The 21,032-nt window shown below is 76.5% G+C and carries 21 protein-coding genes; 9 read left to right on the top strand and 12 right to left on the bottom strand.

The window, feature by feature from the left end; all coding sequences use genetic code 11:
- Positions 1-33: 33 nt before the first annotated feature.
- Positions 34-330 carry a hypothetical protein gene (locus BMZ33_RS18600; RefSeq protein ID WP_091114361.1) on the bottom strand — a complete coding sequence of 99 codons (297 nt, stop codon included), beginning with the start codon at positions 328-330 and terminating at the stop codon, positions 34-36.
- A 206-nt stretch (positions 331-536) separates the two neighbouring features.
- Between BMZ33_RS18600 and BMZ33_RS18595 the strand changes: the two genes are divergently transcribed.
- Entirely contained in the window at positions 537-1,301 is a 765-nt protein-coding gene (locus BMZ33_RS18595; RefSeq protein WP_091114358.1) for an esterase/lipase family protein, read from the top strand.
- Here BMZ33_RS18595 and BMZ33_RS18590 read toward each other — a convergent pair.
- Entirely contained in the window at positions 1,274-2,884 is a 1,611-nt protein-coding gene (locus BMZ33_RS18590) for a bifunctional NAD(P)/FAD-dependent oxidoreductase/class I SAM-dependent methyltransferase (protein WP_091114354.1), read from the bottom strand. The genes BMZ33_RS18595 and BMZ33_RS18590 overlap by 28 nt on opposite strands.
- Positions 2,885-2,952: 68 nt before the next feature.
- Here BMZ33_RS18590 and BMZ33_RS18585 point away from each other — a divergent pair, with 68 nt between their 5' ends.
- The gene (locus BMZ33_RS18585; protein ID WP_091114351.1) at positions 2,953-3,534 is read left to right on the top strand and encodes a helix-turn-helix domain-containing protein; all 582 of its coding nucleotides are present in this window, start codon (positions 2,953-2,955) and stop codon (positions 3,532-3,534) included.
- Here the strand turns inward: BMZ33_RS18585 and BMZ33_RS18580 are convergent.
- From BMZ33_RS18580 to BMZ33_RS18560, 5 genes are read right to left on the bottom strand one after another with little or no spacing between them, the layout of a single operon-like run.
- Complete coding sequence (locus tag BMZ33_RS18580) at positions 3,531-4,499, bottom strand: quinone oxidoreductase family protein (RefSeq protein WP_091114348.1); 969 nt, start codon at positions 4,497-4,499, stop codon at positions 3,531-3,533. The two genes, BMZ33_RS18585 and BMZ33_RS18580, sit on opposite strands and share 4 nt — an antisense overlap.
- Before the next feature lies 1 nt (position 4,500).
- Complete coding sequence (locus tag BMZ33_RS18575) at positions 4,501-4,860, bottom strand: hypothetical protein (protein ID WP_091114344.1); 360 nt, start codon at positions 4,858-4,860, stop codon at positions 4,501-4,503.
- Positions 4,857-5,735, bottom strand: coding sequence for a DODA-type extradiol aromatic ring-opening family dioxygenase (locus tag BMZ33_RS18570; protein WP_091114340.1), 879 nt, complete (start codon positions 5,733-5,735; stop codon positions 4,857-4,859). The genes BMZ33_RS18575 and BMZ33_RS18570 overlap by 4 nt, the downstream gene beginning before the upstream one ends.
- Entirely contained in the window at positions 5,728-6,552 is an 825-nt protein-coding gene (locus tag BMZ33_RS18565; protein WP_091114337.1) for a citryl-CoA lyase, read from the bottom strand. The genes BMZ33_RS18570 and BMZ33_RS18565 overlap by 8 nt, the downstream gene beginning before the upstream one ends.
- A complete protein-coding gene (locus BMZ33_RS18560; protein WP_091114334.1) occupies positions 6,549-7,739 on the bottom strand; it encodes a CaiB/BaiF CoA transferase family protein in 1,191 nt (396 codons plus the stop codon). The genes BMZ33_RS18565 and BMZ33_RS18560 overlap by 4 nt, the downstream gene beginning before the upstream one ends.
- A gap of 191 nt (positions 7,740-7,930) precedes the next feature.
- Here BMZ33_RS18560 and BMZ33_RS18555 point away from each other — a divergent pair, with 191 nt between their 5' ends.
- The 5 genes from BMZ33_RS18555 (at position 7,931) to BMZ33_RS18535 (ending at position 11,653) form a co-directional block, all read left to right on the top strand.
- Entirely contained in the window at positions 7,931-9,424 is a 1,494-nt protein-coding gene (locus tag BMZ33_RS18555) for an amidohydrolase family protein (RefSeq protein ID WP_091114330.1), read from the top strand.
- A 51-nt stretch (positions 9,425-9,475) separates the two neighbouring features.
- Positions 9,476-10,294 carry an IclR family transcriptional regulator domain-containing protein gene (locus BMZ33_RS18550; protein ID WP_091114327.1) on the top strand — a complete coding sequence of 273 codons (819 nt, stop codon included), beginning with the start codon at positions 9,476-9,478 and terminating at the stop codon, positions 10,292-10,294.
- A gap of 59 nt (positions 10,295-10,353) precedes the next feature.
- A complete protein-coding gene (locus BMZ33_RS18545; protein WP_091114323.1) occupies positions 10,354-10,923 on the top strand; it encodes a hypothetical protein in 570 nt (189 codons plus the stop codon).
- A gap of 165 nt (positions 10,924-11,088) precedes the next feature.
- Positions 11,089-11,319: a ribbon-helix-helix domain-containing protein gene (locus tag BMZ33_RS18540; protein ID WP_091114320.1), complete on the top strand. Its 231-nt coding sequence runs from the start codon at positions 11,089-11,091 to the stop codon at positions 11,317-11,319.
- Complete coding sequence (locus BMZ33_RS18535) at positions 11,306-11,653, top strand: type II toxin-antitoxin system PemK/MazF family toxin (protein ID WP_091114317.1); 348 nt, start codon at positions 11,306-11,308, stop codon at positions 11,651-11,653. Before BMZ33_RS18540 ends, BMZ33_RS18535 begins: the two co-directional genes overlap by 14 nt.
- Positions 11,654-11,686: 33 nt before the next feature.
- On the opposite strand, the gene BMZ33_RS18530 is transcribed toward BMZ33_RS18535, so the two are convergent.
- Both BMZ33_RS18530 and BMZ33_RS18525 read right to left on the bottom strand, forming a co-directional pair.
- Positions 11,687-13,942: a glycoside hydrolase family 3 C-terminal domain-containing protein gene (locus tag BMZ33_RS18530; RefSeq protein ID WP_091114313.1), complete on the bottom strand. Its 2,256-nt coding sequence runs from the start codon at positions 13,940-13,942 to the stop codon at positions 11,687-11,689.
- Between the two features lie 203 nt (positions 13,943-14,145).
- Positions 14,146-15,177: a zinc-dependent alcohol dehydrogenase gene (locus BMZ33_RS18525; protein WP_091114310.1), complete on the bottom strand. Its 1,032-nt coding sequence runs from the start codon at positions 15,175-15,177 to the stop codon at positions 14,146-14,148.
- A 9-nt stretch (positions 15,178-15,186) separates the two neighbouring features.
- On the opposite strand from BMZ33_RS18525, the gene BMZ33_RS18520 reads away from it, so the two are divergent.
- On the top strand, positions 15,187-16,905 hold the full coding sequence (locus BMZ33_RS18520) for a dihydroxy-acid dehydratase (protein ID WP_211202907.1): 1,719 nt from the start codon (positions 15,187-15,189) through the stop codon (positions 16,903-16,905).
- Between the two features lie 6 nt (positions 16,906-16,911).
- Here BMZ33_RS18520 and BMZ33_RS18515 read toward each other — a convergent pair whose 3' ends face one another.
- Genes BMZ33_RS18515 through BMZ33_RS18505 form a run of 3 tightly spaced genes read right to left on the bottom strand, consistent with a single transcriptional unit; the run spans position 16,912 to position 20,024 of the window.
- The gene (locus BMZ33_RS18515; protein WP_091114302.1) at positions 16,912-17,673 is read right to left on the bottom strand and encodes a dihydrodipicolinate synthase family protein; all 762 of its coding nucleotides are present in this window, start codon (positions 17,671-17,673) and stop codon (positions 16,912-16,914) included.
- A 44-nt stretch (positions 17,674-17,717) separates the two neighbouring features.
- Positions 17,718-19,145, bottom strand: a complete 1,428-nt coding sequence (locus BMZ33_RS18510; protein ID WP_091114298.1) for a DUF445 domain-containing protein — start codon at positions 19,143-19,145, stop codon at positions 17,718-17,720.
- Positions 19,146-19,178: 33 nt separating this feature from the next.
- The gene (locus tag BMZ33_RS18505) at positions 19,179-20,024 is read right to left on the bottom strand and encodes an SDR family oxidoreductase (protein WP_091114295.1); all 846 of its coding nucleotides are present in this window, start codon (positions 20,022-20,024) and stop codon (positions 19,179-19,181) included.
- A 94-nt stretch (positions 20,025-20,118) separates the two neighbouring features.
- On the opposite strand from BMZ33_RS18505, the gene BMZ33_RS18500 reads away from it, so the two are divergent.
- Entirely contained in the window at positions 20,119-21,024 is a 906-nt protein-coding gene (locus tag BMZ33_RS18500; protein ID WP_091114291.1) for an SCO6745 family protein, read from the top strand.
- Positions 21,025-21,032: the final 8 nt, after the last annotated feature.

Here is a 21,032-nt window from a genome sequence, read left to right as displayed (position 1 = left end):
AGGAGGTGCGGCCGGACGACCGCACCGGGTGGGTCAGTTCTGCTCGAAGGTCACCGGGGCACCGTTGTTCTCGCACACGGTGCGGGCGGCTCCACTGCGGTCCACGGCGCGCCCGAGGACCGCCACCGGCCCGACGTTGACGCCACAGATGTTGGCGGCGACCTGGGCGGCCAGCGCGACGTTGACGTCCTCGAGGATCGTGACGTCGCCGACGTTGACGTTCACCAGGCCGTCCTGGACCGGCTGGGCGCTGGCCGTGCCGGCGACGCCGGTGACGAGCGCGGTGGTGGCGGCCAGGCAGAAGGCGGAGCGCTTGAGCGTGCTGGTCACGGGGACCTCCTCCGGGGGTGGCCCGGTGCGGCGCCGTCGCCGCGTGGGCCGTGCACGCATGAAGACCCCTCCGGGCGCCCGGCACGACGCGGAGTCCGCGCGGAGGGAGCCGGGATCGGGTGACGGATTCCGCGTCATGCGGAGGGTCCCTGCGCGTCCGGCCGGGTATGCGGCCCAGGCACCACTGCCTGCCGCCGGAGGAACCCGTGCCCTGGTCTCCCGACCGCCGCCTGCTCGCCGCGACCGAGCCGGTGCGCGCGGCGGCCAGCGCCGGCGCGCTGGCGCTCGCCTACCCCCTCCTGCGCGGCGCCCCACGGGGCGAGCCGCACGGCGTGCTGGTGCTGCCCGGGCTGCTGGCCTCCGACGCGTCCACGATGACCCTGCGCCGCTGGCTGCGCGGACTGGGGTACCCGGTCGTCGGCTGGGAGCTCGGCCGCAACCGCGGTCCGACGAAGGAGGTCACCGACGAGCTGCCGCGGCTGGTGCGGCGGCTGGCCGATCAGCACGGCGGGCCGGTGAGCATCGTCGGGCAGAGCCTGGGCGGCATCTACGCGCGGCGGCTGGCGCTGCGCGTGCCCGGGCAGGTGCGGCAGGTGATCAGCCTGGGCTCGCCGTTCGGCCTCTCCGGCGGGCCCGCCGACGACAGCCCCGGCGCCCGCGCCTACGCCCGCCAGCGACACCTGCAGGCCGTGCCGCGCGGGCGGGGCGGGCTCGGCGACGGCCTGCCGGTGCCGAGCACGGCGGTCTGGTCGCGGTGGGACGGCGTGGTCGACTGGCGGGCCTGCCGGCAGGCGAGCGGGCCGACCGCGGAGAACGTCGGCGTGCTGGCCAGCCACCTCGGCATGGGCCACGACCCCGCGGTGCTGTGGCTGGTGGCCGACCGCCTCGCGCAGACCCGGGAGGGCTGGCAGCCGTTCCGCCCGCCCGCCCGGCTCCGCGCGCTCTACGCCGCCGAGCCCGACGACGCCTGAGCGCGCCGCGCCCGCAGCACGGCGTCGGCCACGTGCACCGACCCGTGATCGTGCGCCCCGCCCTCGTGCGACCTGGCCTCCCGGGGGCGCGACTCGGCGACCTCGACCTCCCACTCCTCCGGGTCGAGGACGGCGGCCAGCTGCGCGCCGGTGGCGTACCACTCGGGCAGGCCCGGCCGCTGCACGCCGCGGGCGAGGTCGCCGCCGTCGTGCATGGTCACCAGCAGCGTGCCGCCGGGTGCGACCGCCGCGGCCAGCCGGCGCAGCACGTCGTCCCGGGTGGCGGGCAGGAAGTGCAGGAACGACGCCGTCACCAGGTCCCAGCGCTCGTCGCCGGGCTCCCACGAGGAGACGTCGGCCTTGCGCGTCTCCAGCGGCACGCCGGCCGCCGCGGCCGCCGCGGCGGCCCGGTCCAGCGCCGTGCTCGAGAGGTCCAGCGCGGTGACCGTCCAGCCGCGCCGGGCCAGCCAGACGGCGTCGCCGCCCTCCCCGGCCCCGGCGTCCAGCGCGCGGCCCGGGGTCAGGTCGGCGGCCTCGGTGGCCAGCACGTCGTTGACCCGGCCGCTCCACGCGCCGTGCGCGTGCGCGCGGTAGCGCTCCTCCCACCACCGCTCGCCGTACTCCGGGTCGGTCTGCGCGCGGACCACCTCCACCGCGCGCCGGGTGTCCTCGGCGACGAGGTCGGCGTTGATCGCGGCACCGGCCAGCAGCCCGGCGGCGGCCGCGCCCAGCACCTGCGCGCCCGGGTCGGCGACGTTGCCGGCCGCCCACACGCCGGGCACCGCGGTGGCGCCGCGCGCGTCGACCGGCACGTGCGAGCCGACGACCGCCTCGCCCATCCGGAACGGTGCGGGCTCCAGCCCGAGGCCCGTCAGCACGGCCGAGCGGGCGGTGAACCGCGGGGCGACGACGACGGCCGCGCGCGGCACGACCTCCCCGCTGGCCAGCCGGACGCCGGTCAGCCGGCCGCCGTCGGTCTCCAGGCCCACGACCTCGCCCGTCACCACGCGGACGCCGCGCGCGGCCAGCGCCTCGGCGACGTCGGCCGGCGGCGGCTCCGCCGTGTGCTGGAACAGCACGACGTCGGCGCTCCACTGCCGCCACAGCTGCGCCTGGTGCAGCGACATCGGACCCGTGGCGACGACGCCGATCGGCCGGTCGCGCACCTCCCAGCCGTGGCAGTACGGGCAGTGCAGGACGTCGGTCCCCCACAGCTCGCGCACCCCCGGGACGTCGGGCAGCTCGTCGGTGAGGCCGGTGGTGACCAGCAGCCGGCGCGCGCCGAGCACCCGGCCGCCGGCCAGCTCGACGGTGAAGGCACCGACCGCACCGCCGACCGCGGTGACCGAGCCGGACACCAGCACGCCGCCGTAGCCGGCCACCTCGGCCCGACCCGCGGCGAGCAGGTCACCGGGCGGCGTGCCGTCGCGGCCCAGGTAGTTGTGCATCTCGTGCGCCGGCGCGTTGCGCGGCGTCCCGTCGTCCACCACCGCCACCGAGCGGCGCGCCCGTCCCAGGGCGAGGGCGCCGGACAGACCGGCCGCTCCCCCGCCGACGACCACCACGTCATACGTCTCGTCCATGCCGACGACGGTGCACCCACCCGTGCCGGCCTGACAACATCCGTTGCTGGAACGGCAAACTGGACGGCGTGACCGACCTCGAGGGCGTGCTGGACGCCGTGGGCCCGCGACTGCGGGAGCTGCGGCGGCAGCGCGGCGCCACGCTGACCCAGCTGTCGGAGGACACCGGCATCTCCGTGTCCACGCTCTCGCGGCTGGAGTCGGGGCAGCGCCGGCCCACCCTGGAGCTGCTGCTGCCGCTGGCCCGCGCCCACCAGGTGCCGCTCGACGAGCTCGTCGACGCCCCAGAGACCGGCGACCCGCGGGTGCGGCTGCGGCCGGTCACCCGGCACGGGGCCACGTTCATCCCGCTCACCCGGCGCCCGGGCGGGCTGCAGGCGTACAAGCAGGTGCTGCCGTCGCGCTGGCCGGGCGGCGAACCGGAGCTGCGCAGCCACGAGGGCTACGAGTGGCTCTACGTGCTGTCGGGCCGGCTGCGGCTGCTGCTCGGCGACGCCGACGTCGTCCTCACGCCCGGCGAGGTCGCCGAGTTCGACACCCATGTCCCGCACTGGATGGGCAACCCCGACGACCGGCCGGCCGAGCTGCTGGCCCTCTACGGCCCGCAGGGCGAGCGGCTGCACGTGCGCGCCGCCCCCGCCGGCCGCTAGGGCGTCACGACCAGCCGCGTCCCGGCCGCGCCGGTGGCCTGCCGCTGCCAGGCCGCGGTGACGTCGGCCAGCGGCACGGTCTCGTGCGCGACGGCGATCCGGCCGGCAGTGGCGTGCGCCAGGACGGCGTCCAGGTCCTCCCGGCGCTGCCCGGGCGAGAGCGCGTTGTTGGTGTGGCCGAGCACCTCCGCCGAGCGGCCGCGCAGCACCGCCGAGGAGAACACCGCCTCGTCGCCGGACGTCCCGCCGAGGTTGACCAGCCGCCCGCCGGGCGCGAGCACCCGCGACGCCGCGGTCGCCGCCGTCCCGAACACCGGGTCGACGACGTCGGCGCTCCCCCCGCAGGCCCCGGCGAGCGCGGCGGCGAGCGCGTCGACGTCCCCGGTTAGCGGCACCACCGCGTCGGCGCCGGCGGCCCGGGCCCGGTCCTGCGCGGCGGCCGACCGGCACACCGCCACCACCCGCCCGGCGCCGAGCACGCGCGCCGCGCCGACCGCGACCTGGCCCACCGCGCCGCCGGCCCCCAGCACGAGCACGGTCTCCCCCGGCCGCAGCCGGCCGCGCCGGGTCAGGCAGGCCCACGCCGCGACCGCCGACGTCCCGAGTGCCGCGACGGCGGCGTCGGGGAGCCCGCCGGCCAGGGGCACCAGGTCGTCGTCGGCGACCGAGCACCGCTCGGCGAGGCCGCCGTCGCCGGGCGCCATCCCGGCCGACGTCGCGAACCACACCCGCGTGCCCGGCGGCACCGCCGCGGACTGCTCGACGACGCCGACGCCCTGCACGCCGGGGACGTAGGGCACCGCCGGCGTCCCGAGGTAGGACGTGCCCGAGGCGCAGAGCAGGTCCAGCGGGACGATCGGCGCGGCGGTGACCCGTACCAGGGTGCGGCCGGGACGGGCGACCGGATCAGGGTGCTCGTCGTGCCCGGGCGGCGTCCCGGGCGTGCGGACGACGGCGGCGCGCACGTCAGGTGCTGATGTCGGGGTAGGGCAGCGAGATGTGCTCCATCGCCTTCCCGTAGGCCTTCTGGTACTCCAGCGGCCCGTGGTCGCGCTCGAACACCGCGATGAACAGCGTCAGCGTGAGGAACGGGTGGGCGCCCATCTGGAACAGCGTCACGTGGTCGTGCTCGCGCAGCGCCCGCCGCTCGTCCTCGGTGAACTCCAGCCAGGTCGAGCGCTCGTCGGCGGTGCAGTTGAGGATGCGGTTGGCCATCTCGGCCTCCCACCACGCCACCGTGCCGGCGGGGTCCTCGCGGTAGCGCTCGACCAGCTCGGGGTCGCGGTCGACGGTGTAGAGGAACTTGTCGAGCAGGTACCTGCTCATGCCGGGGCCACCTCTCCGGGGACGCCGTTCGGGTACCAGGTGAAGTAGGCCTCCATCGTGTGGAACAGGTCGAGGGTGTCGACGTGGTCGGCCTTCGCGCCCTCGCCGGCGACGCCCATCATCAGCATGAAGTCCATGAACCCGTGGGTGGCGTTGCCCGGGGCGTGCAGGGAGTCCAGCGAGACCTCGGCGAGGCAGCCCTCGACGTCGCCGGAGGCGATCCACTCCACCGCCCTGCGGTCGAACTCCGGGTCGGGCCCGTGCTCGCCGAACTGGCGGGGGCCGCCGAGCTCCAGCGACAGGTGGCCGGTGCCGATGACGGCGACCCGCTTGTCCGACTCCCAGGACTCCACCATCTCCCGGATGGCCCTGCCCAGCGCCACGAACCGGCGTGGCTGCGGCAGCGGCGGGGCGAAGATGTTGGTGTAGACCGGCACGATCGGCAGGTCGGCCTGCGGGCGCAGCGTGATGATCGGGCACGTGATGCTGTGGTCGATCCGCAGCTCGTTGGAGAACGCCAGGTCGAAGTCGCGGTCGAGGCCGTCGCGCAGCAGGTGCGCGGCCAGGTCCTCCTCGCCGCGCAGCGTCATCCGCGGCAGGCCGAACTCGCGCTCCTCGTTGTAGAAGTTCGCGTCGAAGAACGGCGCCTTGCCCACCAGGAACTGCGGCATGTTGTCCAGCCACAGCTGGTGGAAGTGGTCGCTGCCGACCATCACCAGCACGTCGGGCTCGGCCCGGGTCAGCGTCTCCCGGAACCGCTCGATCTTGGCCACCCACTCGTCGGCGAACGGCGGCCGGTCGGCGCCGGTCGAGGTGCTCGCGCGGTAGTAGAAGGGGTGGTGGGTGGACGCGATGACCGCGGCCAGTTCAGCCATGCCGGCCTCCCAGTGGGTCGGGCTCGTACGGATCCGGGGCGACGGAGCGGTTGTGCAGGTCGACGGACAGGAAGACCTCGTCGGCGACCGGGGAGCGGATCTCCTCGGCGAGCTGGCCGATCAGCCCGGCGGTGCGCGCCAGCAGCGCGAAGCCGCGCAGCAGCTCGAGCGGCAGCCCGAGGTCGGCCAGGGCCGCCCCGCAGACGCCGGCGCCGTTGAGCGGCAGGGTCTTCCCGAGCACCTGCGGGTGCACCCGCCCGATGGCGGCGAACAGCTGCAGGTGGGGGCCGGTGAGCCCCTCCTCGGCGGCGATCTGGAACAGCCGGGGGGTGCGCGGGTCGCCGTCCTTGTGCACGTGGTGGCCCAGGCCCGGGACGAACCGGCCCGCGGCCCGCTGCGCGGTCACCGTCTGCAGGGCGAGCGCGTCGAAGCCGGCGTCGTCGGTGGGCAGCTCAACCGCGGCGGCGAGCACGCCGTGCAGGAAGCGGCCGCAGTCCTCGGTGACGCCGAGGAAGCGCGAGCCGCCGCCGAGCAGCCCGGCGGCCAGCGCGCCCTGCACCGAGTCCGGCGCCGACAGCCAGGTCAGCCGGGTGACGATCGCGGTCGGGGTGAACCCGTGGTCGGCGAGCGCGGCGAGCACCGCCTCGAACACCCGGGTCTCCCCCGGCGTGGGCCGGCGCTGCGTGGCCAGCCAGAACGCCAGCTCGCCGAAGCCCACGTTCCCCATGACGTCGCGGGCGAGGTCGGTGCCGAGCAGCGTGATCGACTCCCGGCTCGAGGCGCCCAGCGCCGTCGGGTAGCCGTGCTCGGCGGTCACGGGGTCTCCCTCCCCTCGGCCAGCCAGCGGCGGATCTCCTCGCCGTGCTCGTCGAGGGAGGGCGGCGGCAGCCGGTACTGCGCGGCGGTGTCGGAGAAGGTGATCGGGTTGCGGATCGAGGGCATCCCCGCCGCGCCCTCCCCGGCGGTGACGACCGGGTCCAGGCCCACCTCCTCGGCGAAGGCGACGCCCTGGTCGATCGTGTTGATCGGCCCGCACGGGACGCCCGCGCCGATGATGTCCCGGAACCACTCCATCTTGGTGCGGGTGCGCAGCCGCTCGACCAGCAGGGGGCGCAGCTGCCCGCGGTTGGCGGTGCGGTCCTCGTTGCGCAGGAACCGCGGGTCGTCGGCCAGCTCCGGTACGCCGAGCACCTCGCACAGCTTCCGGAACTGGCCGTCGTTGCCGGCGGTGACGACCAGGTCGCCGTCGGCGCAGGGCAGCGGCTCGTAGGGGAACAGGCTGGGGTGGCTGTTGCCCATCCGGAACGGGACGACGTCGCCGGCCACGTACGCCGAGGTCTGGTTCACCAGCCCCGACAGCGCACTGGAGAGCAGGTCGACCTCCACGTGCTGGCCGCGGCCGGTGGACTGCCGCAGGTTGAGCGCCGACAGGACGCCGATCGTGGCGTGCAGCCCGGCCATGACGTCGAAGACCGCGACCCCGGCCCGGTAGGGGTCGCCGTCGGGGTCGCCGGTGAGGCTCATCAGGCCGGAGATGGCCTGCACGATGAGGTCGTAGCCGGGCAGCGACCGCCCGCCGGGCCCGCTGCCGAAGCCGCTGATGGAGGCGTAGACGACGCCCGGGTTGGTCGCGGCGACCGACCCGTAGTCCAGGCTGAAGCGGGCCAGGCCGCCGGGCTTGAAGTTCTCCACCAGCACGTCGGCGCGGCGGGCCAGCTCGCGGGCCGCGGCCAGGTCGCCGTCGTCCCTCAGGTCGAGGGCGACCGAGCGCTTGTTGCGGTTGACGCCCAGGTAGTAGGTGGAGACGCCGTCCCGGACCGGGGGCTGCCACGTGCGGGTGTCGTCCCCGCCCGGGCCCTCGACCTTGACCACCTCGGCGCCGAGGTCGGCCAGCAGCATGGTGGCGTAGGGCCCGGCCAGGATCCGCGAGAAGTCGGCCACCAGCAGCCCCGCGAGCGGTCCGCCCGGTGGCGGGGCGCCGACTCCGGCCGGTCCTGGCGTCATCGTAGCTCCTCGCCCTCGGTCGCACGCGGACAGCCGTCCGCCGTCGGGGCCGATCCTCGGTACGGTCGCCGGACGCTGTCAACTGCACCGCCGGCGGCTTGACAGGTGGCGCAGGTCACGCGCAGGGTGGCGCCGTCCGAGCACTGTGTCCGTCCAGCGGACGCACGTCCGCACCTGTTCGAGGAGACCGCATGACCCAGCCCGCGTCCCCCGCCCCGCAGGCCGGGCGCCCCGTCGTCCTGCGCGGCGGCACGGTGCTGACGATGGACGACGCCGGCACCGTGCTGCGCGACGCCGACGTGCTGGTCGTCGGCGACCGGATCGCGGCCGTCGGGCCGGCACTGGAGGTCCCCGAGGGCACCGCGGAGGTCGACGCGACCGACGGCGTGGTGCTGCCCGGGATGATCGACACCCACCGGCACATGTGGCAGACGGCGATGCGCGGCTACGGCGCCGACTGGTCGCTCACCCAGTACTTCGTCTGGTACTACCTCGAGCACGGCCGCCGCTTCCGGCCCGAGGACGTCGCTGCCGGCAACCGGCTGGCCGCCGTCGAAGCGCTCGACTCCGGGGTCACCACCGTCGTCGACTGGTCGCACGGGCTGCAGACGGTCGACCACGCCGAGGCCGCGGTCGACGCGCTGCAGTCGGTGCCCGGCCGGTACGTGCTCGCCTACGGCAACATCCAGGCCGCCCCGTGGGAGTGGACCGCCGACCCGGCCGTGCAGGCCTTCCTCGAGCGCCGCCGCACCGGCGCCGGCGACCTGCTCGGCTTCCAGCTCGCCTTCGACGTCACCGGCGACCCGGCCTTCCCGGAGAAGGCGGCCTTCGAGGTGGCCCGCGAGCTCGGCCTGCCGGTGACCACGCACGCCGGCGTCTGGGGGGCCACCGACGACGAGGGCATCCGGCTCATGCACGAGCACGGCTTCGCGACGCCGGGGACGGTCTACGTGCACGCCGCCTCCCTCTCCCCCGACAGCTACCACCGCATCGCCGCCACCGGCGGGTCGATCTCGGTGTCCACGGAGTCCGAGCAGAGCGCCGGGCAGGGCTACCCGCCCACCTGGCAGGTGCGCGCGCACGGCATCCCGGTGTCGCTGTCGATGGACACCAGCGTGTGGTGGAGCGGCGACCTCTTCTCCGCGATGCGCACGACGCTGGGCGCCGACCGCTCCCGCGAGCACTTCGAGGCCCACCTCAAGGGCGAGACGGTCACGCAGCTGGCACTCCGGGCGCAGCACGTCGTCGAGTGGGCCACCCGGGGCGGGGCGACGGCGCTGGGCCGCGACGACCTCGGCCGGCTGGCGCCGGGCGCCAAGGCCGACGTCGTGCTGCTCAAGAACGAGGCCTCGCCGGTGTCGTTCCCGCTGCTCAACCCCTACGGCCACGTCGCCTTCCAGGCCCAGCGCGGCGACGTGCACACCGTGCTGGTCGACGGCCGGGTGGTGAAGTCCGACCACCGGCTGGTCGGCGTCGACCTGGCGGCGGTGCGCCGCGAGGTGGAGGCGACCGTGGAGCACCTGCGCGCCGAGATGGGCGAGGAGGTCTGGCAGTCCGGCATGGACCCGGAGCTGCCCTCGAACGAGGTGCTCGACAACCCCTACCAGTACACCGACTACCGGTCGGACAGCACGCACGCCGCGCGCGAGGCGGCCTTCGGGCGACACCTGGCCGGGGAGCACTGAGCGCCCTGCCGGGGTACGGGAGGAGCGGGCACGGGACGAGGGGGAGGCGTCGTGGCCGGACGGGGTGAGGGACCGGACTTCGTCGAGGCGCTGGCCCGCGGGCTCGACGTGCTGACCTGCTTCGGGGCCGACCGGCCGGCGATGTCGCTGAGCGAGGTCGCCGCGGCGGCGGGACTGGCCCGTCCGACGGCGCGGCGGCTGCTGCTCACGCTGGAGGAGCTGGGCCACGTCCGCTCGGCCGGCGGCCTCTTCTCGCTGACCCCGCGCGTGCTGTCCCTGGGCATGGCCTACGTCGGGTCGCTCGGACTCTGGGACGTCGCCCGGCCGCACCTGGAGGCGCTGGTCGCGCAGACCGGCGAGTCGTCGTCCATGGCGCAGCTCGACGGGTCCGACATCGTCTACGTCGCGCGGGCGTCGGTGCCCAAGCTGATCGCCCTGCGGGTGGAGATCGGCACCCGGTTCCCCGCCGTCCAGACCTCCCAGGGCAAGGTGCTGCTCGCCGCGCTGCCGCCGGAGCAGCTGGCGGCCACGCTCGCCGAGCCCAGCCGCTCGGGGCTGCCGCCGGCGGTCGGCCGCACGCCGGAGCAGCTGCGCGAGGAGCTCACCGAGGTGCGCGCCCGTGGGTGGGCGCTGGCCGACGAGGAGCTCGCGCCCGGCATCCGCTCGGTCGCCGTCCCGGTGCGCGACGGGGAGGGTGCGGTGCGCGCGGCGATGAACGTGACGGTGCACGCCGCCGAGACCTCCACCGAGCGGCTGCTGGCCGAGCACCTCCCCCGGCTGCTGTGCGCCGCGGGCGAGGTGAGCGCCGACTGGGCGCGGTGGCAGTCGCGGCCGCACGTGCAGGTGGACCGGTCGCGCTCTGCTGGGTGAGCCACGGCTGGACGAGACACGGCCGGATGAGACACGGCCGGATCGGGTACCGCGGGCCCATGAGCGGGAAGTCGGCGGAGGACTACGCCAGGGACTACACGGACCCGGAGCTGCGCGAGCGGCTCAAGGAGGAGATCAAGGCCGGGGACCGGGGCGGGAGGCCCGGCCAGTGGTCGGCGCGCAAGAGCCAGCTGCTCACCCACGAGTACGAGGCGGCCGGCGGCGGCTACCGGCACGAGGGCGAGCGCACGGAGAGCCAGCAGCACCTGCAGGAGTGGGGCGCGCAGGACTGGCACACCGCCGAGGGCAGCGACCGCGCCCGCGGCGCCGACGGCACGAAGCGCTACCTGCCCGACGCCGCCTGGCAGCTGCTCTCCGAGGAGGAGAAGGAGGCCACCGACACGAGGAAGAAGGGCTCCGCGCAGCAGCACGTGGCCAACACCGACGCGGCGAAGGAGGCCCGCAAGGCCGCCGAGCTGGTCGACGTCACGGCGAACGAGGCCCGCGAGCGGGTGGGCCGGCTGCACGGGGACTCGCAGCTCGACCGCGCCGAGCGGGCCGAGCGCGACCTCGGCAAGGGCCGCAAGACGGTGCTCGAGGCGATCGAGAGACAGCGCGACCGCGACTGACCCGCACGATCAGGTGGGCTGATCGTGCGGCGTCCGCGCTCGGCGTGGGCGGTGAGCCCGGACGCACCACGGTGAGCCCGGACGCCCGACCCGCCGTGCAGGACGTGTGCGTCCGTGCGCGTCGGGCCCTCAGAGCAATCTTTCCCACCGCGGTAGCATCCGGGTGTGAAGCTGAGCATCAGCCTGTCCGAGGAGGACGTCGCGCTCCTCGATGCCTACGCCCGGGAGGCGGGGCTGCCGTCACGATCGGCGGTGGTGCAGCGAGCTGTCCGGTTGCTCCGTCACCCGGACCTGGAGGACGACTACGCCACGGCCTGGGACGAGTGGCGCTCCTCGGGCCAGGAGGCCGAGTGGGAGGGGACGACGGCTGACGGCCTCGACGATGCTCCGCGGTGAGATCCGCCTGGTCGATCTGGAACCCATCCGCGGCAATGAGGCGGGCAAGCGCCGTCCCGCCGTCGTGGTGAGCAACGACCGGGCCAACGCCACGGCCGCCCGTCTCGGGCGAGGGGTGGTGACCGTGGTGCCGGTCACCAGCAACACCGCGCGGACGTTCCCCTTCCAGACCCTGCTGCCGGCGGCCGAGACCGGGCTGCGGGTCGACAGCAAGGCCCAGGCCGAGCAGGTCCGTGCCGTCGCGGTCGAGCGGGTCGGCCCCGTGCTCGGTCGTGTCCCCGCCGGCACGATGGCCGCGCTCGACGACGCGTTGCGCCTGCACCTGCAGCTCTGAGGCCCGAGCGTGCACGTCCTCGGGAGTGCACGGTCAGTGGGCGGTGCGGGCGGCGGCGGTCTCGGCCACCAGGCGGTCGAGCAGGTCGGCCGGCAGCGCGGCCCCGAAGTCGGTGGCGAACCGGCGCATCGGCATCGAGCCGATCATCTGCAGCACCATCGCCTGGTCCCCGGGCGAGGCGGCGTCCGCGGGCAGGCTCGCGGTCAGCGCCTCGGCCAGCGCCGGCCCGGCGGCCGGGTGGGTGAACCACTCGGCGACCGAGGAGTCCATGGTCAGCACCGGCACCAGGTCGTCGCCGGCCAGGGCCACGGTCTGCTCGAGGAGCACCGTCTCCGCGTCGGCGCAGACCTGCACCGCGTACTCGCCGGGCGCGACCACCCAGCCGGACTCGACGACGTCCCAGTAGGCGAACGCCCGCCGGCCGAGGTCTAGCGTCACCTGCCGGCTCTCCCCCGGCCCGAGCGCCACCTTGGTGAACGCGCGCAGCTCCCGCAGCGGGCGGCGCACCGGCCCGGCCGCCGTCGACACGTACACCTGGACGACGTGCGCCCCGGCCCGGTCGCCGGTGTTCGCCACGGTCACCGACACGGACGCCGTGTCGTCGCCGGTGACCTCGACGCGCAGGTCCGATGTCGCGAAGGTGGTGTACGACAGCCCGTGCCCGAACGGGTACCGCGCCGGCCGCCCCTGGGTGAGCAGCCCGCGGTACCCGACGAGCACGCCCTCGCCGTAGACCACCCGGCCCTGCTCGCCGGGGAAGGACAGCGAGCTCGGGGAGTCCGCCGGCCGCACCGGCACCGTCTCGGCGAGACGACCCGAGGGGTTGGCGACGCCGTAGAGCAGGTCGGCCAGCGCACCGCCGCCCGCCTGGCCGAGCAGCGCGCCGTCCAGCACCGCGTCGACGTCGTCGTGCCAGCCCTCCAGGGACACGACCCCGCCGTGGGAGAGGACGACGACCGTCCGCGGGGCCGCGGCGGCGACCGCGCGGACCACCTCCACCTGGGGGGCGGGCAGGTCGATCGTCGTCCGGTCGAAGCCCTCGGACTCCTCGGCGTCCCCCAGGCCGACGAACACCACCGCCACCTCGGCGGCGCGGGCCAGCGCCACGGCCTCGTCCCGCAGCGCGGCGGCATCGCGATCCTCCGGGCCGGGGCCGTCGACGGGGAAGCCGGCGGCGAAGGGGACGTCGCCCCCGGCCAGCGCCCGCACCGCGTCGAGGGCGGCCTCCACCCGGGTGGCGTTGACGTTCGAGCTGCCGCCGCCCTGGAAGCGCGGGGTGCGGGCGAACTCGCCGACGACGGCGACCCGGGTGCCCGGGGCCAGCGGCAGCGTCCCCCGCTCGTTGCGCAGCAGCACCGCGCACTGCGCGGCCAGCTCCCGGGCGAGCGCGTGGTGGGCGTCGGCGTCGAACCCGTCGGCCGGCTCGCCGGCGTAGCGGGCCAGGGCGGCCACCCGGGCGGCGCTGGTGTCGACGAGCGCCGGGTCGAGCTCCCCGGCCCGCACCGCCTCGACCACCCGCCGGTTGCCGGCGCCGGAGTCGCCGGGCATCTGCAGGTCCAGCCCCGCGGCCAGGGCGGCGGCGCGGTCGTCGACGGCGCCCCAGTCGGAGACGACGACGCCGGCGAAGCCCCACTGCTCGCGCAGCACCTCGGTGAGCAGCCACCGGTTCTGGCTCGCGTAGACGCCGTTGACCTTGTTGTAGGCGCACATCACCGTGGCCGGCGCCGCCTCGGTGACCACCCGCTCGAAGGCGGGCAGGTAGATCTCGCGCAGCGTCCGCTCGTCGACCTCCGCGCTGATCCGCATGCGCTCGGTCTCCTGGTTGTTGGCCGCGAAGTGCTTGACCGAGGCGCCGGCGCCCTGCGCCTGCTGCCCGCGGACGTGCGCCGCGCCGAGGACGCCCGACAGCAGCGGGTCCTCCGAGTAGTACTCGAAGTTCCGCCCGCCGAGCGGGGAGCGCTTGATGTTCACGCCCGGCCCGAGGACGACGTGCACGCCGAGCGCCCGCGCCTCCCGGCCGATCGCCGCCCCGGTGCGCTCGGCGACCGACGGGTCCCAGCTGTTGCCCACCGCCACCGCGGGCGGGAAGCAGGTCGCCGGGAGGTTGCGGGTGATGCCGAGCGTGCCGAGGTCGCCCTCCTGGCGGCGGACGCCGTGCGGGCCGTCGGTGAGCACGACCGAGGGCAGCCCGACCTCCTCGACCGGCGGGGTCGACCAGAAGTCCTGACCGGAGAGCAGGGCCGCCTTCCGCTCGAGAGGGAGGCCCTGGAGGTCGGGGTGGTCGGTCACGGGAGCTCCTGGGGGCCGCGGGCGACGAGCAGGTCACCTGATCCCAGCGCGTCCTCCCTGGCCGTGCACGGTGAGGGAGGACGCGCTGCGGTGCGGGAGGACGCGCGGGGTGAGGCCGGGTGGTCAGGGCAGGTGCCCCCGGTCGGGTCGGTGCCGGCGAGCGCACCGGAGCTCGCCCGGCCGGCCCACCTCGGCCGCTCCGCTCAGGCGGGCAGCCGCGGGTCGACGTGGACCTTGGGTCCCGCGCCGCTGCCCCGGGGGCGCCCGCCGGCGAGCACGGCGCCGACCTCCGCGAGGCCGACGGTCGCGCAGACCAGCGGCCGGGGGTCGACCGCACCGGTCCGGTAGGCGGCGATCGTCGGAGCCAGCCCCGGGGACGCCGAGAGGACCCCGACCGCCGTGACGTCCTTGAGCAGCAGCGTCCGGGTGTCGATCGTGCTCGGCGTACCGGCGATGCCGATGCAGACGACGCGGCCGGCGGGCTCCACCAGGTCGAGGGCCAGGGCCGGGGACCCGGGGGCGGTCGAGGCGTCGACGACGGCGTCGAACGGCAGGTCCGGGAGGGTGTCGCGGGTCCACGCGTCGGCGAAGCCGAGACCGCGGGCGAAGTCGAGCGAGGCCGGGGTGACGCCGAGCAGGTGCACCTCGGCGCCTCGCGCCCGCAGGAACATCGCCGTCAGCAGGCCGATCGTCCCGGGCCCGATCACCAGCGCGCGGTCGCCGGAGGCCACCGCGGCCGCCTGCGCCGCGCGCCAGGCGTTGCCCCCCGGCTCGACGAGCGCGCCGAGCACCGGGTCGACGGAGTCGGGCAGCTCGTGCAGCGACTCCGCCGGGACGGCGAGCTGCTCGGCCAGCGCGCCGGGGCGGTCACCCCGGATGCCCACCTCCTGCCGGTCCTCGCACACGTGCTGCTGCCCGCGCCGGCACCGGCGGCAGACCCGGTCGCCGAGCATCGTGTCCCCCGTGACGCGCCGGCCGAGCCAGGCCGGATCGACCCCGTCGCCCACCGCGGTGACCCGGCCGCACCACTCGTGGCCGGGCCGCAGCGGGTACGAGGAGTGCCCCGTCTCCAGGTAGGACAGCTCGCCGGTGAACAGCTCGACGTCGGTGCCGCAGACGCCGACCCGCTCCACGTCGACGACCACCTCGCCCGGGACGGCGGTCGGGGCGGGCACCTCCTCCACCGCGCACCTCCCCGGCCCGGAGAGCACGACCGCGCGCACCGTCCTCGACACAGCGCCAGGATGGCGGGCGTGACCCTGCGCAGCGCGGCGTGGTACTCCGGCGACGTCCGCAACGCCTACATCCACCGCGCGTGGATGCGCCGCGGCCTCCCGGACGACGCGTTCGGCCGCCCGCAGATCGCCATCGCCAACACCGCCTCCGACCTGGTGCCCTGCAACCGGCACCTCTCCGAGGTCGCGGCCGCCGTGCGCGACGGCGTCCACGCCGCCGGCGGCACCCCGCTGGAGCTGCCGGTGTTCGGCCTGGGCGAGACGCAGGTCCGGCCCACGGCGATGCTCTGGCGCAACCTGGCCGCGATGCAGATGGAGGAGGCGTTCCGGGCCAACCCGGTCGACGGGCTGGTCCTGCTCGGCGGGTGCGACAAGACGATCCCGTCGCTGCTCATGGCCGCCGCCTCGGTCGACCTGCCCGCCGTCGTCGTCCCGGGCGGGCCCATGCTGACCGGCACCTTCCGCGGGGTGCCGCTGGGCTGCGGCACCGACGTGTTCCGGCTGTCGGAGGAGGTCCGCGCCGGCACCCTGTCCGCCGAGGAGTTCGCCCGCTCGGAGTCGGCGATGATCCGCAGCCGCGGACACTGCAACACGATGGGCACCGCCTCGACCATGGCGCTCGTCGCCGAGGCGCTGGGCACCGTCGTGCCCGGGGTCGCCGGCACCCCCGCCGCGGACAGCCGCCTGCTGGAGGCCGCGCACGGGAGCGGTCGGCTGGCGGTGGAGATGGTGGCCGCCGACCGCCGGCCCTCGACGTTCCTCACCGCGGGGTCGTTCGCCAACGCCATCGTGGCGCTGGCCGCGATCGGCGGGTCGACGAACGCCGTCGTCCACCTGCTGGCCGTCGCCGGCCGGCTGGGGATCGACCTGACGCTCGACGACTTCGACCGCATCGGCTCGGGCGTGCCGGTGCTCGTCGACCTGCTCCCGGCCGGGCGGTTCCTCATGGAGGACCTCCACCGCGCCGGGGGCCTGCTCGCCGTGCTGGGCCAGGTCCGCGACCTGCTCGACCCGACCGCGCTCACCGTCACCGGCCGACCGCTGGTCGACGCCCTCGACGACGCCCCGATCTGGGACCCGGAGGTCATCCGGCCCCGCGGGGAGCCCCTGGTCGAGCACGGCGGCATCGCCGTCCTGCGCGGCAACCTCGCTCCCGACGGGGCGGTGGTCAAGCCGGCCGCGGCCTCACCGCACCTGATGCGGCACCGCGGCCGGGCAGTCGTCTTCGACTCGATCGAGGACTTCTCCGCCCGCGTCGACGACCCCGACCTCGACGTGGACGCCGACTCGGTGCTCGTCCTGCGCGGCTGCGGCCCGAAGGGCTACCCCGGCATGCCCGAGGTCTCCAACATGCCGCTGCCGAGGAAGCTGCTCGAGCAGGGGGTGCGCGACATGGTGCGGGTCTGCGACGGCCGGATGAGCGGCACCGCGTACGGCACCGTCGTCCTGCACGTGGCGCCGGAGGCCGCGGCCGGCGGGCCCCTGGCGCGGGTGCGCACCGGCGACGTCGTCTCGCTCGACGTCGCGGCGCGGCGGATCGACGTCGAGGTCCCGGACGACGAGCTGGCCGCCCGCGCGCCGAGCGAGGCGACCGTCGCCGGCTTCGCGGCCCCCCGGCGCGGCTGGGAGCGGCTCTACGTCGACCACGTGCTGCAGGCCGACACCGGCGCGGACCTGGACTTCCTCGTCGGCTCCAGCGGGTCGGCGGTCAGCCGGGAGTCCCACTGAGCCCGGTCAGGCGCCCACCCGGGTGACCACCGACGTGCCGAAGCGCGCCGCGGCCGCCCGCTTGTAGCCCGCCGGGAAGTCGGCCGAGGCACCGCGGTCGACCGCGGCGAGCCGCACCTGGGCGTCGGCGTCCCCGCCCAGCGCCGCGACGCACAGCTCGGGGGCGACGTTGGCGGCCGCCACCAGGGCGCCGGCGGCACCGATCGCGCCGCAGAGCCCGACCAGGGACGCCGCTCCCGTGTAGAGGTCACCGGCGAGGACGTCGCACTCGTGCAGCAGCCGGCCGGCGTCCCCCGAGGAGTCCTTGAGCCCGGACACCGGCAGGTCGGGCAGCAGGTCGACGGGGATGCCGGGCGCGGAGGCCCCGGGGAAGTGGTAGGCCAGCAGCGGGCCGGGAGCCGCCTCCGCGACCGCTGCGTAGTACGGCCGCGGGTCGGGGACGCCGGGCGGGGAGAGCGCCAGGACGGCGTCGGCGCCCGCGGCGAAGGCACGCCCGGTCAGCGCCGCCGCCTGCCGGCCGGTGGGTGCGCCGGTGCCGGCGAGCACGGGGACCTCCGCGGGCAGCGCCGCCCGCACCGCGCCGACGAGCGCGTCCCGCTCCTCGGCGGTGAGGGCGGCCGCCTCCCCCGTCGTCCCGGCGACGAGCACGCACCGCACGCCGAGGCCGGCCAGCTGCGCCGCCAGGTCGGCGGTGGCCGGGGCGTCCAGCGCGCCGTCCTCGCGGAAGAGGGTGACCAGGGCGACGCCGACGCCGGTGAACAGGGGCATGCCCGCATCCTGCTCCTGCGGACGCCCGCGGGCGCGCACCGGCGTCAGCTCCCCGGCCGGTCCTCCGGCTGCGGCTCGCCGGTCGCCGGCAGCGCGTCCGCGGCCTCCCGCCGGGGATCGTCGTCGGGCGGCCGGGGGTCCTCGACCTGCGGGTGCGGGTCGTCCCCGCGGTCGCGTGCGCGGCCGGCCCCGGGCAGACCCGACACCACCTGGTGCAGGTCGTCCATGAGCTCGAGCAGGGCGTGCAGGTCCGTCGGCACCCGCCCCAGGTCGGCGGAGCTCGGCAGGTGCCCCGACTCCAGTCCGCGCAGCACCCGCGGCACCTGGTCGGCGAGGGCGGCCAGGCCCGCGGTCCGGTCCTCCGTGAGCAGGGTGGGCAGCCGGTCGAGCAGCGCGGCCAGCGCGCGGGCCGCGTCGTCGGTCACCACGCCGTCGAGCCGGGCGAGCAGCGCCAGCGCGGCCGCCGCCTCCCCTCCCCCGAGGACCTCCTCGGTGCGGTCGAGGTGCTCGTCGGACAGCAGCCGGTCGAGGCGGCCGCTGATCCGGGCGAGGCGCCCGTCCTGCAGCACCCCGTCGGCGCGCTCCACCAGGCGCGGGACCCGGCCGTCGGCGAGCAGCGCGTCGAGCCGGCCGAGCAGCGGGAGCACCCGGTCGTCGGCCGCGAGGTCGAGCAGCGCGCGGACCCGCAGGTCGGCGGCGAGGTCCAGGGCCTGCTGCACCCGGTCGCCGGTGAGGATGCCCAGGGTCCGGTCGACCCGGTCGTCGGTCACGACGTCGAGCGCCTGCCCGAGCCGCTCGTCGACGGCGAGGTCGAGCGCCCGGCCGATCCGCTCGTCGGCGACCAGGTCGAGCAGCCGGCCGACCCGCTCGTCGGCGGCCAGGTGGAGGGCGACCCCGACGCGGTCGTCCGCGGCCAGCTCCAGCGCCCGCTCCGCGCGGGGGTCGGCCAGCAGGTCCAGCGCCCGCTGCAGGCGCTCGTCGGCCACCAGGTCCAGCGCCCGGTCCAGCCGGGTCAGCAGGTCGGCCGACGCCAGCCGGTCGAGCGCCTCGCCCAGCCGGGGGAGCCGGTCGGAGGACAGCAGCCCGTCGAGCGCGTCGAGGGCGCGCGGCACGACGTCGGCCCGCGCCCGCAGCGCGTCGGCCGCGCGGGTCACCGCGGCCACGCGGTCGGGGGCCAGCGCCGCCCCCAGCCGGTCGACCACCGCGCCCAGGGTCGAGAGCCGCTCCGGGGTCAGCACGGCGGCGACCCGGCGCAGCACGGCGGTGGCCGTGTCGAGGGCCTCGGGTGCCGCGGCCGCCGCCCGGGTCACCGCGGGACCGGTGCCGTCGAGCAGGGCGCGGGTCCGGCGCAGCACGTCGTCGGCCAGCGGGATGAGCCCCTCGGCGCGCGGCAGCGTCGCACCCAGGGTGCGGACGGAGTCGGCGATCGTCCGGGGCAGGTCGAGGAGGTCCGAGGGACCGGGCAGGCGCACGGGGCGCTCCCTACCCGCCGATCGCCCTCCGAGTCACCTCCGCGCGCGCAGCACCTGTCCCAGGGTCCGCGCCGGCCGCCCCAGCAGGTCGGGGACGGCGGTGCTGACGGCGGCCAGCTCGCCGGCCGCGATCGCGGTGTAGGTGGACACCCACGCGTCGACCTGCCAGCCCGGCGCGCCGTAGGACGCGCGGGAGGCGTAGGCCTCCTCGACGGTCTCCGGCACGTAGCGCACGGCCCGGCCGGTGACGTCGGTCAGCACCGCGGCCACCTCGCCCAGCGTCAGCGCCTCCGGGCCGGTGAGGTCGTAGCTGCGGCCGGCGTGCGCGGCGGGGTCGCGCAGCACGAGCGCGGCGACGTCGGCGATGTCGTCCTGGGCGACAAGGGCCGCCCGGCCCTCCCCCGCCGGGCCGCGGATCGCGCCGTCCTCCCCCACCAGCGCCGGGGCGAAGTCGGCGTAGAGCGAGTCGCGCAGGAAGGTCGCCGGCAGGCCCCGGGTGCGCACGTGCTCCTCGGTGGCGCCGTGGTCGCGGGCCAGGGTGAAGGTGGCCTCCGGTCCGGCACCGAGGAAGGACACGTAGACCAGGTGCTCCACGCCGGCGGCCACCGCCGCGTCGACGAAGGTCCGGTGCTGCCCGACCCGGTCGGCGCTCTCCGACGCCGACACCATGAGCACCGTCGAGGCGCCCTCCAGCGCGGCCCGGACGGCGGCGGCGTCGCCGTAGGGCGCACGCACGGCGGTGGCGCCGGGCAGCCGCGGCGCCCGGCCGGGGTCGCGCACCAGCAGCCGCTGCGCCACGCCGGCGTCGGCGAGCCGGCGGGCCACCCGCCCGCCGAGCCGCCCGGTCGAGCCGGTGATCGCGAGGGGCACGGTCGTCACGGGGGTCTCCTGACGGTCGGGGCCGGACCCGTCCGACAACCCCGGCACCCGGCGCGGCCTTCCCCGGGCGGCATCCCGCGAGCACCATGCGCCCGTGGACTACGCCCAGGCCCAGCAGGTCTTCCTCACCCCGCTCGAGGACGAGCGTCCCGCCGTGGGGCTCCCCGACACCCCCGGCCGGCGGCTGCGGGACGCCGCCGAGCCGCTCGCGACGATCAGCTGGTGGGGCAAGCCGGTCAACGACCGGCTCGCCGCCCTCGGCCTGGACTTCCTCACCGGCTACGTCCGGGGCCGCGCCGCACCGATGGGCGAGCCGTCCGCGCCGGTCGTCGTCGCCGCGTTCGGCGTCTTCGAGCCCGGCGCGCTCACCGCCTGGTACGAGCAGGCCCGCGCCACCGCCGGCCGCGACGCCGTGCTCGCCGCCCGGGAGGAGGGCGTGGCGGTGTCGCTGCGCGAGCTGCTGCCCGGCGCCGACGTCCGCGGTGCGGTCGAGCTGCTGCGCCGCGCGGTCGACGCCGCCGCGCCGCACGTCGTGGGCCGCCCGCTGTTCGCCGGCCAGCTCTCGCTGCCCTGGCCGGCCGACCCGCTCGCGCAGCTGTGGCACGCGGCGACGCTGCTGCGCGAGTTCCGCGGCGACGCCCACCAGGCCGCCAACGTGGCCGCCGGCCTCACCGCCGTCCAGATGAACCTGGTGACCGAGTACTGGGTCGGCTGGGAGCACGGCGCCTACGCCGGCACCCGCGGCTGGTCACCGGAGGCGATGGCCGCGGCCGACGCCGACCTCGAGCGCCGCGGGCTGCTCGCCGACGGGCGGCTCACCCCCGAGGGACGGCGGCTGCGCGACGACGTCGAGGCGCGCACCGAGGCCGCCACCGAGCCGGTCCTCGCCGCGCTCGGGTCGGACCTGCCGGACCTGACCCGGCAGCTCGACGAGTGGTCCGCGGCCGTGGTGGCCGGCGGCGCCGCGCCACCCGACGTCTACAAGCGGATCAGCGGCTGAGGAAGGAC

The organism is Geodermatophilus dictyosporus, from assembly GCF_900115505.1.
Lineage (GTDB): Bacteria > Actinomycetota > Actinomycetes > Mycobacteriales > Geodermatophilaceae > Geodermatophilus > Geodermatophilus dictyosporus.
This window is presented reverse-complemented; position numbering and strand designations above follow the sequence as displayed.

What these genes read in the sequence shown, in the direction of transcription:
- BMZ33_RS18590 (WP_091114354.1), bottom strand. Translation starts at nt 2,884, where the DNA reads ATGGACGAGACGTATGACGTGGTGGTCGTCGGCGGGGGAGCGGCCGGT.
- BMZ33_RS18520 (WP_211202907.1), top strand. Translation starts at nt 15,187, where the DNA reads ATGGCGGGCGTGACCCTGCGCAGCGCGGCGTGGTACTCCGGCGACGTC.
- BMZ33_RS18560 (WP_091114334.1), bottom strand. Translation starts at nt 7,739, where the DNA reads ATGACGCCAGGACCGGCCGGAGTCGGCGCCCCGCCACCGGGCGGACCG.
- BMZ33_RS18545 (WP_091114323.1), top strand. Translation starts at nt 10,354, where the DNA reads ATGAGCGGGAAGTCGGCGGAGGACTACGCCAGGGACTACACGGACCCG.
- BMZ33_RS18570 (WP_091114340.1), bottom strand. Translation starts at nt 5,735, where the DNA reads ATGGCTGAACTGGCCGCGGTCATCGCGTCCACCCACCACCCCTTCTAC.
- BMZ33_RS18555 (WP_091114330.1), top strand. Translation starts at nt 7,931, where the DNA reads ATGACCCAGCCCGCGTCCCCCGCCCCGCAGGCCGGGCGCCCCGTCGTC.
- BMZ33_RS18535 (WP_091114317.1), top strand. Translation starts at nt 11,306, where the DNA reads ATGCTCCGCGGTGAGATCCGCCTGGTCGATCTGGAACCCATCCGCGGC.
- BMZ33_RS18515 (WP_091114302.1), bottom strand. Translation starts at nt 17,673, where the DNA reads ATGCCCCTGTTCACCGGCGTCGGCGTCGCCCTGGTCACCCTCTTCCGC.
- BMZ33_RS18575 (WP_091114344.1), bottom strand. Translation starts at nt 4,860, where the DNA reads ATGAGCAGGTACCTGCTCGACAAGTTCCTCTACACCGTCGACCGCGAC.